Origin of the sequence: Ruegeria faecimaris, assembly GCF_900182615.1 — a bacterium.
Lineage (GTDB): Bacteria > Pseudomonadota > Alphaproteobacteria > Rhodobacterales > Rhodobacteraceae > Ruegeria > Ruegeria faecimaris.
Genome location: NZ_FXTE01000014.1, coordinates 54925 through 70016, shown reverse-complemented (window position 1 = coordinate 70016; position 15092 = coordinate 54925). Strand labels below are relative to the sequence as shown.

Below are 15092 nucleotides of genomic sequence, written 5' to 3'. Positions count from 1 at the left end.
ACGAGAGAGGATATGCGCAAGTACCGGCCCTGCGTCAGATATCCTCGCCTTTTTTCAGAAGCTCTTCGATCAGAGCGCGCTGAAGATCATTGCTATCGCCGCCGCCAAATTCCGCAACTCCGCTGGAATACAAGGTGCCGTAGGTGTTGGCGATGTTCACCGTCTGGGCCAGCCCCGAGATCAACTGATCCCTTTCCAGCCGCGACAAGGGGTGGATGAACGCAGCCCACAAGGTGCCATTGGCAATCGCATATCGCGCATCCAGGGTACTGTCGAAATTCGCCTGCATCATCCGTTGCATGTCCTGAGCACTCAGATCTTCGACACTTTGGATCGACACCATGGCCCGCATCCGGTCCGCATTGACGTCGGTAATCACCAGAACGGGAACCTCCGCGATGGTAAGCTGAAAGCCTGGCCCAAGAGGCTCTGTCTCGGGGTCAAGCGCAAACAATATCTTGCCCAAACGCTCGTAGGTCATTGGCGGTTCTGCCTCTTGCGCTGAAAGCCCACTGGCGAGAAAGGTAAAAATCAAAATCAGGCGGAACATCGATTACCTCCGGCAGATGTCGATACAAAGGTAATCGACGCCTCGGGCGCTGGCCAAACAAAGCTTAGTGAACAAAGTTGTGTTTGCTCTGGCAAACGGCCCTAGGGCAGAACTGGTTCGATGACCTCAATCGCGCGGGCGAGAGCTGCGTCAATGCTCAGGTCCGAGGTATCCAGTATGACCGCATCCTCAGCTGGCTTCATAGGTGCCGTGCTGCGTTCGGCATCCCGAGCGTCCCGCTCACGCACATCGGCCAACACCTGTGAGCGTGTAACCTCATGGCCCTTGGCGTCCAGTTCCAGAAACCGTCTCTCAGCGCGCACTTCGGCGCTGGCGGTGACAAACAGTTTAACCTCGGCCCGCGGGCAAATAACGGTTCCGATGTCACGACCGTCCAACACTGCACCGCCCGCGCGGCGCGCAAAGGCGCGCTGAAAATCGACCAATGCAGCCCGCACCTCGGGGATAACTGCAACTTTCGAGGCCGCTTGCGCGATTTCAGCCGTGCGCAGATCACCCTGATCCAGGTCCTCGGCAGTCAGCGTTTGCGCGGCACTAACCGGGTCGGCACCTTCCAGCGTTCTGCGGCCAACCGCACGGTAAAGCAGGCCGGTATCGAGGTGCGCAAACCCGAAATGGGCGGCAACGGCATTGGAAATCGTGCCCTTCCCCGCTGCTGCCGGGCCATCGATTGCTATGGTGAAACTGGCAACTGCCATCGCATTTACCGGTTGTTTCGCTGCAGCCGCGCACCAAGGCCAGCCATCAACGGTTCGAAGATCGGGAAAGACGTTGCGATCGGGCCGCCATCGTCGACTCCGACCGGATTTTTCGCCCCCATACCCATAACCATAAAGGACATCGCGATCCGGTGATCCAGAAAGCTCTCACAGGTGCCGCCGCCGGGAACATTGCCAATTCCCAAACCATCCACAGACCACCAATCATCGCCCTCATCGACGGTGACGCCATTAACGCGCAGGCCGCGGGCCATCGCATCAATACGGTCGCTTTCCTTGACGCGCAGTTCTTTTACGCCACCCATCATTGTGGTGCCTGTGGCATTTGCCGCGACCACAGATAGAACCGGGTATTCGTCAATCATCGAGGCCGCTCGTTCCGGAGGAACCGAGATTCCTTTCATATCGGGGGAATACCGGGCACGTAGATCCGCGACCGGTTCACCACCCTCTTCGCGCTCATTTTCATAGGTCAAGTCAGCACCCATCTCACGCAGAGTGGTAAACAGACCCGCGCGGGTCGGGTTCAGGCCGATGCCCGGAACCAGAACATCAGATCCGGGCGTGATCAGCGCAGCACAGACCGGAAAGGCCGCGCTGGAGGGATCACGGGGCACAACGATGATCTGCGGTTTCAACTCAGGGCGACCGGTCAGGGTGATCACCCGCCCCTCATCGGTATCCTCGACCGTGATTTCAGCCCCGAATCCGGCCAGCATCCGCTCGGAATGGTCCCGGGTCGCTTCGGCCTCAATCACCACGGTCTTGCCCGGTGCGTTCAGACCTGCCAACAAAACGGCAGATTTCACCTGTGCGGAGGGAACAGGAACCTCGTACTTTACTGGGACAGGGTCTGCTGCACCCACAATCGTCATAGGTAGGCGCCCCCCGGTGCGTCCCACAGATTGCGCACCAAACAACGCCAGAGGATCGGTTACCCGCGCCATAGGGCGTTTGTTGAGGCTGGCATCCCCCGTGAATGTCGCGGAAATCGCAGAGGTCGCCATCGCACCCATGATCAACCGAACGCCGGTGCCCGAGTTGCCGCAGTCAATAACCTGATCGGGTTCGGCAAAGCCACCGACGCCCACACCATGGACTGACCATTCGCCACCCCCGTGATCTGTCACCTCAGCCCCAAAGGCACGCATCGCCTTTGCGGTGTCCAGAACGTCCTCACCCTCCAACAGACCGGTGATCCGGGTTTCACCCACGGCCATCGCGCCCAGGATCAGCGATCGGTGCGAGATCGACTTGTCACCAGGCACCTCGGCCGTTCCGGTCAGCGGACCGCAAGGGTGCGAGGTCATCGGGATGGGCGTGCCGTGTCCGGACATGGGGGCTCCTGTTTTCGCTATCAGTTCCCAAGCCGATTAGCGAATTGGGGCCGCTTGGTCCAGCCGCAATCAGTCGTTGCGGCGGAAGGTCAGGTAATGCGGTGTCCGCCCTTCGCGCAGGGCCTTCTGCTCATAGCGCGTGGAAATCCAGTCTTCCCAGGGCTCACGCCAATCGGTGGGGCGCTCCGCCAACCATTCGAAACCAGCGCCCGGCACCTCTTCCAACGTTTGGCGGACATAGTCGGGAATATCTGTGGCAACACGAAAGATCGCGCCCGGTTTCAACGACCGCGCCAACGGCTCCAGATGCTCTGGGGTCACGAACCGACGGCGGTGATGCCGGGTTTTGGGCCAGGGATCGGGGTACAGAAGAAAGGCGCGTGATATGCTGGCTTCGGGCAAGACATCAAAAAGATCGCGCGCATCGCCGGGATGCACCGCCAGATTCTCGACCCCAGCCTTGCGAATCTTACCCAACAGCATGGCGACACCGTTGATATAGGGTTCTGCCCCAATGATACCGATATCGGGATTGCTGGCCGCCTGATGCACCAGATGCTCGCCGCCGCCAAAGCCGATCTCAAGCCAGACATCCTTGCCACCGAACAGGGCCTTCAGATCCAGCGGACTGCGTTCAGGATTGCTTTCCCAGTCCACAGCACCCGGAGACAGCGCATCGAGGTCTTCGCTTAGATACGTCTTTTGGCTTTGCTTCAGGGTCTTGCCTTTGAACCGGCCATAAAAGTTTCTGCGGGGGCGTTGGGGGGTCTGGGTGCTCATGGCGGTGCCCATACTGCGGGGACGGCTCAGAGGCAAGGGGCGGCGGCAGAGCAGAATAGCCGCCGCCTCTCATACATTTCCCAAGAAATAGGCGCGCCCGCAAGGGCGCACCTATTAATACCAGTCAGATCAAACCGCCGCTTTCAACGCGTCTGCTAGATCTGTGCGCTCCCAGCTGAAACCCCCATCCGCTTCCGGCTGGCGACCAAAATGGCCATAGGCTGCTGTGCGCTGATAGATCGGCTTGTTCAGCTCCAGATGCTGACGGATGCCACGTGGGGTCAGGTCCATCACCTGGCCGACGGCTTTTTCAATCCGATCATCCGCGATCTGCCCCGTGCCATGCGTATCCGCATAGATCGACAGAGGCCGGGAAACGCCAATGGCATAGCTCAGCTGGATCGTGCAACGCTCGGCCATTCCCGCGGCTACGACATTCTTGGCCAGATAGCGCGCGGCATAAGCCGCCGAACGGTCTACCTTGGTCGGGTCTTTGCCCGAAAACGCTCCGCCACCATGAGGCGCTGCACCACCATAAGTGTCCACGATGATCTTACGACCGGTCAGACCCGCATCGCCATCCGGACCGCCAATGACGAACTTGCCGGTGGGGTTCACGTGCCAATCGGTCTGATCGGTCAGCCAACCCTCGGGCAAGGTTTCGGTGATATACGGCTCAACAATGGCGCGAATATCGGCCGAGCTCAGCGTCTCATCCAGATGCTGGGTCGACAGAACGATCGAGCTGACGCCAACCGGCTTGCCATCCTGGTAGATCACTGACAGCTGCGATTTCGCATCCGGGCCCAGCGCAGGCTCGGTCCCGTTCTTGCGCACCTCGGCCAGACGGCGCAGGATTGCATGGGAATACTGGATCGGCGCAGGCATAAGCGCGGGTGTCTCGGTGGTGGCATAGCCGAACATGATGCCCTGATCACCAGCACCTTCGTCCTTGTCACCCGACGCATCTACGCCCTGCGCAATATGTGCAGATTGCTCATGCAGCAGGTTCGTAACTTCTACCGTCTCGTGGTGGAACTTATCCTGCTCATAGCCGATATCCTTGATACAGGCGCGGGCGATCTCGTCGATGCGGCCCATATAGTCATGCAGCTTGTCCTGATCAGACAGCCCCACTTCGCCGCCGATCACCACGCGATCCGTTGTCGCAAAGGTCTCGCATGCAACGCGTGCCTCGGGTTCTTCGTTCAGAAATGCGTCAAGTACAGCATCGGAAATACGGTCACAAACCTTATCCGGATGCCCTTCGGAAACGGATTCCGAAGTAAAGGTATAGTTCTGTCGGGACATACAAGTGCTCCATTAAGATTACCCCGTCACGCCAGGAAGCCGTTGTGATGGGCACAAGAGGGGATAAGCCCCCCGAAACTGAGGGTCAATGCGAAATCATAGGTTTCGCCGCCGCAGCCCGTACCAAAACAGGCTAAACAGCACCAATAACACGGCAAAGACAGTATTATCCCCCATCCGGGAATAAGCCGTCGGAGAATGAGGCGCCGGAAGTCCGGCATCAATATAGCCCGCCTGCCCAAGCGGCAGGGCCTCGGTGATCCGGCCCAGCGGGTCAATCATGGCGGAGACGCCGGTATTGGCCGAACGCATCATGGGCAGCCCCTGCTCGATGGCGCGCATCTGTGCCTGAGCCAGGTGCTGATACGGTCCTGAGCGCGTTCCGAACCACGCATCATTGGTGATTTGCAGAAGGAAATCAGCGCGCCCCGGCGCGGATAGGACATCCTGGGTGAACACAGCTTCGTAGCAGATCAACGGCAGCGCTTTACCCAATGGGCCGGCATCCAGCAGCGCCGCCCCCGACCCGGCGCTGAACCCATGTCCGGTGGTTGCAGCCATGCCATAGATCCCGAACCGCGCCATCACGTCGCCAAACGGAACATATTCGCCAAAAGGCGCCAGATGATGTTTGTCGTACAGCCCCTGCTGAGCCCCATCCACATCAAGGTAGATCATCGAGTTGTAGATACGCGGCCCGTCGCCTCGTTGAATTCCCAGAACAACCGGCGTGCCTTGCGCCGCCTCGGCGATGGCATCCAGATACGGCTGCGCGCTGCCCAGCCAGGCGGGAACCGAGGTTTCAGGCCAAACGATCAGGTCTGGCTGCGGTTCGGCGGCAGTAAACTCAATCTGACGTGCGAAGAAAAGAGGTGCAAACTCTGGATCCCATTTCTGATGTTGCAACGCATTGGGCTGAACCAAGCGAACGATATGTCCCGTTTCGACCACAGCGGGCCGCGTCCCTGCATAGCCCAAAGCCAATGCGACCGATGCCACACTGATGCCCAAGGGCACGAATACTCTGGAACGCAGCGCCAAAGCCGCCCCTAGTGGCAGAGTCGCCACCAAGGTCAGCGCCCCAAGCCCGTAAGGCCCAAAAAGTGACAGTAGCTGCGCAATAGGGGTCTCGACCCAGACCTGCGCCAGCCCGGCCCAGGGGAACCCGGTCAGAACATAACCCCGGGCACATTCCGCCAACGAGATTGCCAAGGCGAGAAACAACGCCTGTGAAACCCCGCGCGCGCCGTGCCTGCGAGCAACCCAGAATGCCAGCGCCCAGAACAGCGCCAAACCACCAGCCATGAAGACCAAAGCAAACGGAGCCATCCAAGCGTGACGATCGGCGTCCACCAGAAACGGCTCGACAATCCAGCTGAGTGCATGGGCGAAATACCCGGTCCCAAACGCCCAACCGATCCACGCCGCACGCGCACGTGTCTCGGTGCTCTGAAATATCGGTGCGACCAACACCAACGCCAATACAGAAGCCACCCAATACCCAAAGGGAGCCAGACCAAATGCAGCCAGTCCTCCCAACAAACCAGAAAGGACAAATCTAAGCCAAATGGGCCAAGCCCGTATCAGGCTCATGCAACGATATCCGGCAGCATGACACGCAGCCGTTTGATGCGCCGCGGATCCGCATCAATCACCTCAAATTCAGGCCCTTCCGGATGCAGAACAACCTCTCCTCGTGCAGGAACCCGTCCGGACAACATGAAGACCAACCCGCCAAGCGTGTCGATCTCTTCCTCATCGACATCCTCGTGGCTGGTCAAGGAACGCCCGATCTCGGCTTCGAAATCTTCAAGGGGTATCCGCGCCTGCACCACATAACATCCAGGTTTTTCCTGAACCCAAAGTTGGCTTTCATCCGCATCATGTTCGTCCGCGATCTCACCAACAACCTGTTCGATCAGGTCTTCGATCGTCAGCAACCCGTCGACACCACCATATTCGTCGATCACCAATGCCATGTGGCGGCGCTCGGTTTGCATTTTGGTCATCAGCACACCGATCGGCATCGATGGCGGCACGAACAGCAATGTCCGCAACATCGACACCAGATCAAACTCAGTCGAGCCGCCGTTGAACCCGTGCGTCAAAGCGAAATCTTTCAGGTGGATAAAGCCCAAAGGCGTATCCAGCGTTCCTTCATATACAGGTATCCTGGACAGACCGCTTTCCCGGAAAACCTGGGCCAGCTCATCTTTAGATATCGTCGACGGTACTGACACGATCTCGACCGTAGGAATCGCCACGTCCTCGACCCGCATCCGGCGCAGGTTAATCATGCCGCGAGGTTGAGCCGGATCGACCTCTTGCCCATTGACCTCAGAAGCCGAGTCTTCACTCTGCGTTGAGAACGCATCCACTATTCGAGAGAAAAGTCCTGGTCTCTCAGTGACATTTTCGTTGCCGTCCTTCGGTTGCGCGCCCTGCGCCGCCATAGAACTGCCGTCTGTTTCGCCCATTTTCCCATTCCAAATGATAAGCCGAAAGGCTCGCTCTAAGCATTATATGGGTCATCAATACCCAGTTTGCCAAGTATCTCCACCTCAACACCCTCCATCAGCGTGGCGTCGAGATCACGAATGTGATCATAACCCAGCAAATGCAACAGGCCGTGAACGATCAGATGTGTGACATGATCATCCATGTTTTTCCCTGCCTCCGCCGCCTCGCGAGCACAAGTATCATAAGAAATCGCGATATCGCCCAGAGCAATTTCCCCTGAGAAATCGGGTTCAGGGAGTATCGGAGTCTGCCCGGCGGAATCCGCAGCCAAATCTTCGGCTGGCCAGCTAAGCACATTGGTCGGTGACGCCTTTTCGCGGAATTCCGTGTTCAACTGGGCGATCCGTGCATCGTCGCATCCCAGCAGGCTAACCTCACACTGGTCCGCATCAAGATCGCAATGATCCAAAACCGCCCTTGTGGCGCGCTCTGCCAAAAATTCGAGCCCGTCCCAGCGCGGGTCTTCAACCGATAGTTCCAGGTTCATGCCACCATGTCCAAAATCCCGATACCGGGACCCAGAAGATCAACCCGTTTCACGGCCCGTATCGGCCTCATACGCCTCGATGATCGCGGCGACAAGTGGGTGCCGAACAACATCCTTGGAGGTGAAATAGTTGAAGCTGATATTTGGTATCGTGCTCAACAGCCGTTCTGCATCCGCCAATCCCGACTGAACCCCGCGCGGCAGGTCAACCTGTGACCGGTCGCCTGTTATGACCATGCGGCTGCCTTCGCCCAAACGGGTCAGGAACATTTTCATCTGCATGGTCGTGGCGTTCTGCGCCTCATCCAGCACAACGAAGGCGTTCGCGAGCGTACGACCACGCATGAACGCCAGAGGTGCAATCTCGATGCGCTTTTCCTCGATCAGCTTGGCCAGTTGTTTCCCGGGCAAAAAATCATTCAGCGCATCATAGAGCGGCTGCATATAGGGATCGACCTTGTCCTTCATGTCGCCAGGTAGATATCCCAGCTTTTCGCCCGCTTCGACGGCGGGACGACTGAGGATGATGCGGTCGACATGCCCGCCGATAAACATCGATACGCCAACGGCCACGGCCAGATAGGTCTTACCTGTGCCCGCCGGACCTATGCCAAAGGCCAGCTCATTGTTGAACAAGGACTGAACATAGACCTTCTGGGCGTCAGTACGCGGCTCGACCAGCTTTTTGCGGGTTTTGATCTCAACCGAACCACCCTTGAACATCTCAAGCTGATCGCCATCCCGGCTGCCGGTTCCTGTTTCCGACCCGCCCATGCGAAGTTCGCGGTCTACATCCGCTGCTTCTACGTCACGACCACCTTCCAGGCGGGTATACAGCGCTTGCAGAACTTCGATCGCCTGTTTTTGGGATTCGTCGTCACCCATGACAACCAGTTGGTTGCCACGGCGCACGATCTGCACGGTCAGCTTCTGTTCGATTTCGGTCAGGTTGCGGTCATATTCGCCGCAAAGATCTATCAATAACCGATTGTCTGGAAATTCAACAAACGCTTCCCGCTGGGGCGTTTCATTTTGCGGTGGGTTCAGGGCACCAATGGCCAATCCGCTCTCCTGTCTGGGCGTTTCACCCCAAGCGTAGACAACATTTCTTGGTGGGCGCAAGCCAGAGATTCAAATTTTCCGTGCAGAATGGTAAAACCGCCGATCAAGTTGGAGGCACCGCGAACGTTCTATACAGGCAAACCTAGAACTGATAGTTCAGGCCAAACCGCAAACCACGGTAACGGGGCGTCGATTTGGTCGTAAACCCGTTGTCAAATTCGACGGTTTCAGAATCGAACCGGACGTATTCATATTCCCCAGTGATCGACCAGTTCTCATTCAATTTGTGCTCGGCGCCAATGCTGGCCGAGAACCCTTTTCGACTGTCTTTATCCTGAAAGGACTGGGTTGTTGCCCCGGATGTAATCGAACTGGTCGTGGTTATATCGCCATGCACGTAACCAACGGAAATAAAGTATAACACTCTGCCACTTGGGTTTGTCAGACCGTTCCGAAAGCGAATTGAGATGACATCCGAAATCTCTGAACCGCCATTGACGACCGAGGTTCCGATCTGCGTCGACACTTCATCGTCCAGAGATCCGAAATCATAGCCCAACTCGACACCATAGACGTAGTCACGGCCGCCTTTTGCGGGCAGAAGACCGCGCCAACCGCCCCGAATACCACCGTAACTGCCGGTGAGGTCCAATTCGCCGACAGCAAACGTATCTGTAGGTGTCGTCAGGCCAAAGCGGTCCGAGCCGCTGGTCGAATAGCCGGCTGTCAAGCCCAGATAGAAGGCGCTGACATCGCTGCCATACCGTGCTGACGATATTACCGGCGGTTCAGATAAATCCGGATCCAGATTCCCTGCGGCAGCGGAATTGAGTACCAGAAACAACGTGGCCATTGCGGGAAGGGCAACCCTGATATTAGGCCCTGCACTAACTTTCAAATTTTTCACTCGCACCCTCCGTCATCCCGATCCGACACCAGGATCAGCACTGATATGCCGTTTCAGGAGGCGTTAGCCTAGGCCCCGAAAAAACCTGACTTTTCTCGGAACATAATTCCAAGTGATAAATCAAGGGTAAATCTTGGAAACAAATACCAGCGATGGTATCCGCATCACAGATAAAGGACGGGTCAGAGCAACTGCCCCGCCAGAGAATTCGCACCTGATCCGATGATCAAAACGTCCCGCAACGCGCCGATTTCCACATCCGCATCAGAGACGTGAACCGAATGAAGATATTCAGATTTTCCCACCATCTGTCCCGGCAACCGACCGGTTTTTTCGAACAGAACGCGGACTTTGCGTCCAACCATGGCATCCTGAATTTCGCGCTGATGACGCGTGATCAATCCCTGCAGCCGCTGTAGGCGGTCATCCGCCACCCCAGGATCAACCTGAGACCGCTCGGCTGCGGGCGTTCCCGGGCGCGTCGAATACTTGAACGAATAGGCATAGCCGTATTTGATCTGTTCGACCAAATCCATGGTGGCCTGAAAATCTTCGTCGGTTTCTTCAGGGAACCCAACGATGAAATCACCAGACATGACAATATCCGGACGCGCAGCGCGGATACGCTCGATCAGGCGCAAATAGCTTTCGGCTGTGTGACTGCGGTTCATCCGCTTCAGAATGCGATCCGAACCCGACTGGACCGGTAAATGAAGATAGGGCATCAGTTTTTCGCAGGTGCCGTGCGCCTCGATCAGGTCGTCGGCCATGTCGTTCGGGTGCGACGTGGTAAAGCGGATGCGCTCTAGCCCGTCGACCTTGTTCAACTCCCAGATCAGTCCCGCCAGCGTCATGTCGCCGTTCGGTCCAGCACCGTGATAGGCGTTGACGTTCTGACCCAGCAGAGTGATCTCACGCACGCCACGTTCGACCAGATCCTGTGCCTCGCGGACGATACGGTCCACCGGACGGCTGACTTCGGCGCCTCGGGTATAGGGCACGACACAGAAGGCACAGAATTTATCGCAGCCTTCCTGAACGGTCAGAAAAGCGGTGGGGCCACGTTTGGCTTTGGGACGATTCTTGAGCTTTTCGAACTTGTCCTCTTCGGGGAAATCCGTGTCCAGTGCCTTGGCGCCTTCGCGCGTCTTGGCTTCCATCTCAGGCAGACGGTGATAGCTTTGCGGGCCAACCACCAGATCGACCAGGGGCTGACGGCGCATGATTTCTTCGCCCTCGGCCTGCGCGACGCAGCCCGCGACCCCGATCTTGAGATCGGGTTTTTCGGCTTTCAACCCTTTGAAACGCCCCAGCTCGGAATAGACCTTTTCGGCTGCTTTTTCCCGGATGTGACAGGTGTTCAGCAGAATCATATCCGCGTCATCCGGGCTCTGGGTTTCGACATAGCCCTGCCCCCCCAGGGTCTCGGCCATACGCTCGCTGTCATAGACGTTCATCTGGCAACCATAGGTCTTGATGTACAGCTTTTTGGGTTCTGACATGGGGTTGGGCCTTTGCGTTCGCGGGATCGGCGTCATCTATACCCAACGAACGCCGCTTGCAATGCCAGCGCGATTACCCGATTTTGGCCGAAAACTCCAGATGGACGGGGCCGGACAGGCAATGCAGTACGACAGTCTCACTTCTTTCCTTCAATCCGGCAAGGCCGCGTTGGCCAAAGGTCCGGTTGCGATGATCTTCGCCGAAGACGATGTCGAGATCGACGGTACCATCTGGCACCATCTGAACCTTGGCTTCAAGTCACTGATCGTGTTCATGCCCGAAGCCTTTACGCTGGATCCTAAACTGACCGAGCGTATCCACAGAGTGACACTGACCTGCGCACCGAGAACCGTCGTCTTTGACACGGTTAATCAGGTCATCCAGGCCGCTCCTGACCTTTGGATGTATTACTGCTATAACGCTGAATACCTGTTCTTCCCCTTCTGCGAAACGCGCACGATTGGCGAGTTGCTGGCCTTTCACACCGAAGAACGCCGAAACGCCATGCTAACCCATGTGATCGACCTGTATGCTGATGACTTGGGCGCCTTTCCAAACGGGGTTGCCCCTGACCAAGCCATGCTGGACAGCACCGGGTATTACGCACATGCCCGACACAACGCTGAAGGACACCCGCTGGAAAGACAGCTGGACATATCCGGCGGTTTGCGCTGGCGGTTCGAAGATCACATCCCCTATGAACGCCGCCGCATCGACAGAATCGGGCTGTTCAAATCGCGAAATGATCTGTTGTTACTGCCCGACCACACGTTCAATGAGCCCGAGTACAACACCTATTCCTGCCCCTGGCACCACAATCTGACGGCGGCGATCTGTTCTTTCCGCGCAGCCAAGGCGCTTAAAAGCAACGCGGGGTCGACCTTCGACATCCCCAGTTTCCGCTGGCGCAACTCGGCTCGGTTCCAGTGGTCATCCCAGCAGCTGTTGGAACTGGGGCTCATCGAATCGGGGCAGTGGTTCTAGGCAGCTCAGCGTCGCAGCAGAACCGGGAACCAATCTTCCCGCAAACGCTGCCCGGGCTGCATGTCGTGGCCCGGAAACGGAGGCGAGGTGCGCCCCGGACGTTCCACATATCGCGCATCCTCCCCAACCAACCGCAAGGAAAAAGCACGGCGGCGGCTGTCAGACTGGTTTCCACGCGCGCCATGCAGCGTACGGTAGTTGAAGGCAACCGCGTCACCGGGTTCCATTTCGAATTCAACCACCCTCATACCTTCGGCATCGGGGTCGGGAATGGGGATGTACTGGCCTTCATCCGCGAAAAACCCTTCTTCCGAGACCCAGCGCGTGGGCAGAACCTCTTTCTCCCATCTATGTGAACCTGCCACACAACGAAGGGTGGCCTGTGTCACTGGGTCCAATGGCGACCAGAAACTGATCGTCTGACGGCCCTCGACGAAATAATATGGCCCATCCTGGTGCCACGGCGTTGCCATCGACGTGCCTGGTTCTTTCACCAGAACATGGTCATGGAACATTTGTACGGTTTGCGACTGCATCAGATCCGCTGCGACCTCGGCTGCCGGTGAATTGTGTATCACGTTCTGGAACTGTTCGATACGCGACCAGTTGCAGTAATCATCAAAGAACAGACCGGTTTCGCCCTGTTTTTGGTTGTCCGACGCATATGGTCCGGGTTCAGCCATATTGGCCGCGATGCCGTCACGCAACGTATCCACGTAGTCGGCGAACAAACCTTTGATCAGAACCACGCCGTCCTGTTGGTATGTGTCAATCATCTCTTGCGTAACCAGGGGGTGTGCCATCTGCGCCTCCGTTCGAATTTAACCTGAATTTGCTCATGAAATTTTCATCTATTCAAATAATATCTTTGAAATGTATAGTTAATCTTATGTTATACGTTACCCTGCGCCAATATGAATATGTCTGCGCCATCGGACGGCATGGCAGCCTGTCTGCTGCAGCGTTGCATCTAAATGTTTCGCAGCCAGCCCTGTCGAATGCGCTAACCCGGGTCGAAGACCAGTTGGGCTATCCGCTGTTTATCCGAAAGCGCGGAGCGGCTATGGCGCTGACACCGCAGGGACGCAGCTTTATTGAAAACGCAGAGGCTCTGCTGACACGTGCCGCACGTTTGGAAAATTCTGGAACAGACGGGACCGCAACCACGCGCCTGCGTCTGGGCTGTTTCGACGACCTCGCGCCTTTCCTGCTGGCAAAAGCTCTGCATAGCCTGCGACAGAACATGCCCGAAGTTGATATCACGTATCGCGTAGACGAATTTCAGGGCCTGATTTCCGGCCTCGTCAATGGTGAGATCGACCTTGCCTTGACTTATGGTCTGACACTGGATGCGGCCTTTTCCACGACCACCTTGTTCACCAATCGACCAATCGCGGTTATGACAAAAGGCCACCCCTTGGCCAATCGGGCGCAGGTATCATTGCAGGATGTAATGGCCTACCCCCTGATCCTATCGAACGAGGGACTATCTGCGCAGCATTTCCTGAGTCTCTTCCGTCAACTTGGGCAGAACCCCAATGTCGCACATCGGGCCGCGTCGCCCGAGATCCAACGCAGCCTCGCGGCGCATGGAGAAGGCGTTGCCATCAGCTATGCCAACATTCCTGCCAAGACCAGCTATGACGGGATGCCGTTGGTCAGCATACCTGTGTCAGATGAAATCGCAGCAGAACCCGTTGTTGTGGCACGGCATGGAACAGGCCCTATGGATCCGCATAGCGAAAAGGCACAGCACATCCTAACTGGACTGATGACGTAAGCTTACTTTTTACGCAGACGGATCACAACGTCGACTGACGCGATCTCAACCCCTTCAGGCGCGTCGGGCAGTCGCTGGATGACCAGCTGTTCGGACGGAGCATCGCTGAGCCGGCCCTCATCTTCCCAATAGAAATGCGGATGATCATGCGTGTTGGTGTCGAAATAGCTTTTCGATCCGTCAACGGTAATTTCTTGCAGAACCCCGGCATCGCAAAAGGCGCGCAACGTGTTGTAAACCGTCGCCAGAGAAACAGCATCTCCGTTCTGTTTGGCCGACTCAAACAGGCTTTCGGCGGTGACGTGGCGATGGCGGCCATCACCGACCAGCAGCTCTGCCAAAGCTACGCGCTGACGCGTCGGACGCAATCCGGCGTGAACCAACCAACCTGTGGCTATGCTCTGGCAATCTGCTGTCATCAGTCCAATACCAATTTGTTGCTGAGGTATATATAAGTGCTGTAGTCAGGTAATTTCAAATGAATTTCATTCGCAGAGAATAATGTAAACACAACATGATGTAGGCCACTGCTCTTGCAGGACCTTGCATACGGGTGCTAGACGAGACCAAATTAGATGGAAAGACCCCTGGCAGGAGAGGCGCAGAATGGCCCAATTCCCAAGCAGCTTTGACAAGGACGATCTGCTGAAATGCGCCCGCGGCGAACTATTCGGCCCCGGGAACGCACAGTTGCCCGCCCCGCCGATGTTGATGATGGATCGGATCACCGAGATTTCGGCCGATGGTGGCGCCCATGGCAAAGGTCATATTCTTGCTGAATTCGACATTACGCCCGACCTTTGGTTCTTTGATTGCCATTTCCCCGGCAACCCGATCATGCCCGGCTGCTTGGGCCTGGACGGTTTGTGGCAGCTGACCGGATTCAACCTGGGCTGGCGCGGCTGGCAAGGGCGCGGCATGGCCGTTGGAGTGGGCGAAGTCAAGCTGACAGGTATGGTACGCCCGGACCGCAAGATGCTGACCTATAAAATCGACTTCAAGAAAGCGATCCAGACCCGCCGCCTGACTATGGGTGTCGCAGATGGTATCGTCGAAGCCGACGGTGAGATGATTTACGATGTCAAGGACATGAAAGTAGTTTTGTCCGAAGCCTGAGCCTGACCGGCCCCA

Annotated in this window: 16 protein-coding genes and 1 riboswitch; of the genes, 3 read left to right on the top strand and 13 right to left on the bottom strand. The window is 57.0% G+C overall.

The window, feature by feature from the left end; all coding sequences use genetic code 11:
* Window positions 1–34: 34 nt before the first annotated feature.
* The 11 genes from FN806_RS17300 to miaB all read right to left on the bottom strand — a co-directional run bounded on the left by FN806_RS17300 (window position 35) and on the right by miaB (window position 11196).
* Window positions 35–550, bottom strand: a complete 516-nt coding sequence (locus FN806_RS17300) for a hypothetical protein (protein ID WP_142639445.1) — start codon at window positions 548–550, stop codon at window positions 35–37.
* Window positions 551–651: 101 nt separating this feature from the next.
* Complete coding sequence (locus FN806_RS17295) at window positions 652–1269, bottom strand: (d)CMP kinase (protein WP_142639443.1); 618 nt, start codon at window positions 1267–1269, stop codon at window positions 652–654.
* A 5-nt stretch (window positions 1270–1274) separates the two neighbouring features.
* The gene (aroA, locus tag FN806_RS17290; RefSeq protein ID WP_142639441.1) at window positions 1275–2627 is read right to left on the bottom strand and encodes a 3-phosphoshikimate 1-carboxyvinyltransferase; all 1353 of its coding nucleotides are present in this window, start codon (window positions 2625–2627) and stop codon (window positions 1275–1277) included.
* A gap of 69 nt (window positions 2628–2696) precedes the next feature.
* The gene (gene trmB / locus FN806_RS17285) at window positions 2697–3407 is read right to left on the bottom strand and encodes a tRNA (guanine(46)-N(7))-methyltransferase TrmB (RefSeq protein ID WP_185956732.1); all 711 of its coding nucleotides are present in this window, start codon (window positions 3405–3407) and stop codon (window positions 2697–2699) included.
* 129 nt (window positions 3408–3536) lie between these two features.
* Window positions 3537–4718, bottom strand: coding sequence for a methionine adenosyltransferase (gene metK, locus FN806_RS17280; RefSeq protein WP_142639436.1), 1182 nt, complete (start codon window positions 4716–4718; stop codon window positions 3537–3539).
* Between the two features lie 5 nt (window positions 4719–4723).
* Window positions 4724–4772, bottom strand: a riboswitch (SAM-SAH riboswitch).
* Window positions 4773–4814: 42 nt separating this feature from the next.
* The gene (lnt, locus tag FN806_RS17275) at window positions 4815–6311 is read right to left on the bottom strand and encodes an apolipoprotein N-acyltransferase (RefSeq protein WP_142639434.1); all 1497 of its coding nucleotides are present in this window, start codon (window positions 6309–6311) and stop codon (window positions 4815–4817) included.
* A complete protein-coding gene (locus tag FN806_RS17270) occupies window positions 6308–7195 on the bottom strand; it encodes a hemolysin family protein (RefSeq protein WP_142639432.1) in 888 nt (295 codons plus the stop codon). Before FN806_RS17270 ends, lnt begins: the two co-directional genes overlap by 4 nt.
* A 35-nt stretch (window positions 7196–7230) precedes the next feature.
* A complete protein-coding gene (ybeY, locus tag FN806_RS17265) occupies window positions 7231–7725 on the bottom strand; it encodes an rRNA maturation RNase YbeY (RefSeq protein WP_142639430.1) in 495 nt (164 codons plus the stop codon).
* A 39-nt stretch (window positions 7726–7764) separates the two neighbouring features.
* The gene (locus FN806_RS17260) at window positions 7765–8787 is read right to left on the bottom strand and encodes a PhoH family protein (RefSeq protein WP_142639428.1); all 1023 of its coding nucleotides are present in this window, start codon (window positions 8785–8787) and stop codon (window positions 7765–7767) included.
* Between the two features lie 142 nt (window positions 8788–8929).
* Window positions 8930–9694: an outer membrane protein gene (locus FN806_RS17255; RefSeq protein ID WP_246097315.1), complete on the bottom strand. Its 765-nt coding sequence runs from the start codon at window positions 9692–9694 to the stop codon at window positions 8930–8932.
* A gap of 182 nt (window positions 9695–9876) precedes the next feature.
* Window positions 9877–11196 (bottom strand): tRNA (N6-isopentenyl adenosine(37)-C2)-methylthiotransferase MiaB, encoded by a 1320-nt coding sequence (gene miaB, locus FN806_RS17250; protein ID WP_142639426.1) that lies wholly within the window; start codon window positions 11194–11196, stop codon window positions 9877–9879.
* Window positions 11197–11317: 121 nt separating this feature from the next.
* Here miaB and FN806_RS17245 point away from each other — a divergent pair, with 121 nt between their 5' ends.
* Window positions 11318–12181 (top strand): hypothetical protein, encoded by an 864-nt coding sequence (locus FN806_RS17245; protein WP_142639501.1) that lies wholly within the window; start codon window positions 11318–11320, stop codon window positions 12179–12181.
* Window positions 12182–12186: 5 nt separating this feature from the next.
* Here FN806_RS17245 and FN806_RS17240 read toward each other — a convergent pair whose 3' ends face one another.
* On the bottom strand, window positions 12187–12984 hold the full coding sequence (locus FN806_RS17240; protein ID WP_142639425.1) for a phytanoyl-CoA dioxygenase family protein: 798 nt from the start codon (window positions 12982–12984) through the stop codon (window positions 12187–12189).
* A gap of 86 nt (window positions 12985–13070) precedes the next feature.
* Between FN806_RS17240 and FN806_RS17235 the strand changes: the two genes are divergently transcribed.
* Window positions 13071–13961 (top strand): LysR family transcriptional regulator, encoded by an 891-nt coding sequence (locus FN806_RS17235; protein WP_246097313.1) that lies wholly within the window; start codon window positions 13071–13073, stop codon window positions 13959–13961.
* Window positions 13962–13963: 2 nt separating this feature from the next.
* Here FN806_RS17235 and irrA read toward each other — a convergent pair whose 3' ends face one another.
* Window positions 13964–14380, bottom strand: coding sequence for an iron response transcriptional regulator IrrA (gene irrA / locus FN806_RS17230; protein WP_142639421.1), 417 nt, complete (start codon window positions 14378–14380; stop codon window positions 13964–13966).
* A gap of 187 nt (window positions 14381–14567) precedes the next feature.
* Between irrA and fabA the strand changes: the two genes are divergently transcribed.
* A complete protein-coding gene (gene fabA, locus FN806_RS17225) occupies window positions 14568–15077 on the top strand; it encodes a bifunctional 3-hydroxydecanoyl-ACP dehydratase/trans-2-decenoyl-ACP isomerase (protein WP_142639419.1) in 510 nt (169 codons plus the stop codon).
* Window positions 15078–15092: the final 15 nt, after the last annotated feature.

Bases quoted from the DNA above. Each gene is read 5' to 3' on its own strand.
- irrA (WP_142639421.1), bottom strand. From the start codon at position 14,380: ATGACAGCAGATTGCCAGAGCATAGCCACAGGTTGGTTGGTTCACGCC.
- metK (WP_142639436.1), bottom strand. From the start codon at position 4,718: ATGTCCCGACAGAACTATACCTTTACTTCGGAATCCGTTTCCGAAGGG.
- miaB (WP_142639426.1), bottom strand. From the start codon at position 11,196: ATGTCAGAACCCAAAAAGCTGTACATCAAGACCTATGGTTGCCAGATG.
- FN806_RS17240 (WP_142639425.1), bottom strand. From the start codon at position 12,984: ATGGCACACCCCCTGGTTACGCAAGAGATGATTGACACATACCAACAG.
- lnt (WP_142639434.1), bottom strand. From the start codon at position 6,311: ATGAGCCTGATACGGGCTTGGCCCATTTGGCTTAGATTTGTCCTTTCT.
- aroA (WP_142639441.1), bottom strand. From the start codon at position 2,627: ATGTCCGGACACGGCACGCCCATCCCGATGACCTCGCACCCTTGCGGT.
- FN806_RS17295 (WP_142639443.1), bottom strand. From the start codon at position 1,269: ATGGCAGTTGCCAGTTTCACCATAGCAATCGATGGCCCGGCAGCAGCG.
- fabA (WP_142639419.1), top strand. From the start codon at position 14,568: ATGGCCCAATTCCCAAGCAGCTTTGACAAGGACGATCTGCTGAAATGC.
- ybeY (WP_142639430.1), bottom strand. From the start codon at position 7,725: ATGAACCTGGAACTATCGGTTGAAGACCCGCGCTGGGACGGGCTCGAA.
- FN806_RS17300 (WP_142639445.1), bottom strand. From the start codon at position 550: ATGTTCCGCCTGATTTTGATTTTTACCTTTCTCGCCAGTGGGCTTTCA.
- FN806_RS17245 (WP_142639501.1), top strand. From the start codon at position 11,318: ATGCAGTACGACAGTCTCACTTCTTTCCTTCAATCCGGCAAGGCCGCG.
- FN806_RS17270 (WP_142639432.1), bottom strand. From the start codon at position 7,195: ATGGGCGAAACAGACGGCAGTTCTATGGCGGCGCAGGGCGCGCAACCG.
- FN806_RS17235 (WP_246097313.1), top strand. From the start codon at position 13,071: ATGTTATACGTTACCCTGCGCCAATATGAATATGTCTGCGCCATCGGA.
- trmB (WP_185956732.1), bottom strand. From the start codon at position 3,407: ATGAGCACCCAGACCCCCCAACGCCCCCGCAGAAACTTTTATGGCCGG.